The organism is Streptomyces sp. 13-12-16 (assembly GCF_002114215.1).
GTDB lineage: Bacteria > Actinomycetota > Actinomycetes > Streptomycetales > Streptomycetaceae > Streptomyces.
This window is the reverse complement of record NZ_NCTE01001478.1, coordinates 1-365: the sequence shown is the minus strand read 5'-3', so window position 1 is coordinate 365 and position 365 is coordinate 1. Positions and strand designations below refer to the sequence as shown.

The 365-nt window shown below is 72.1% G+C and carries 1 protein-coding gene; it reads left to right on the top strand.

Translation table 11 applies throughout. The features are described 5' to 3' along the window. A partial coding sequence (locus tag B7767_RS45560; RefSeq protein ID WP_143653021.1) for a lytic polysaccharide monooxygenase occupies positions 1–365 on the top strand: 365 nt, incomplete at both ends.

Below are 365 nucleotides of genomic sequence, written 5' to 3'. Positions count from 1 at the left end.
TCCGGATGTACCTGACGGAGCCCGGCTACGACCCGGCGAAACCGCTCACCTGGGCCGACCTGCCCGAGGAGCCGTTCGCCGAGGTGACGGACCCGGCACTGACCGACGGCGCCCACCGGTTCCGGGTGACCCTGCCGTCGGACCGGACGGGACGTCATGTGCTGTACACGGTGTGGGAGAACAGCAGCACCCCGGACACGTACTACTCGTGCTCGGACGTGGTGTTCCCCGAGGAGGAGAAGAAGGAGAGGGAGAAGCCGGCGGAACCGGTACGGGAGAGCCCGGCACCCTCGTCACCGTCCCCACACCCCCGGACGGCGAGCACCCCGGCGCCCCGTGCCGCCACGACCGCCCCCGCCCCCGCC